Genomic DNA, 280 nt, shown 5'->3' on the forward strand with positions numbered 1-280 from the left:
GTCGATCAACGTCAATCAATTCACGGCCTTGAGTATCAAAGGCGATCCGGGGCGACGCTTGCCCTTCACACCGTTGGTGGCCCTGGAGCGCGTAATCGCGTTGAGGCTATTTGAGCGGCTGGCCCAGGCGGCAAGCCAATACTGGGACTCCCTGGCGCAAGGACCATGGCCATCCCCGCGCTCGAGAGTTCTTCCAGTTGCCGCGCTATAAACGCCCGCTCCGCAAACAGATGCTTGTGTAACTCCACCCAGCGCTCCCGACGCGAGAGCCATGATCCTT

The 280-nt window shown here is 60.4% G+C and carries 1 protein-coding gene; it reads left to right on the plus strand.

All coding sequences use genetic code 11. The features are described 5' to 3' along the window. The coding region (locus AC0L3B_RS39370; protein ID WP_473383186.1) for a hypothetical protein at window positions 1-211 on the plus strand (211 nt) is incomplete at its 5' end. Between the last annotated feature and the right edge of the window lie 69 nt (window positions 212-280).

This window comes from Bradyrhizobium sp. Kon56 (genome assembly GCF_055807635.1).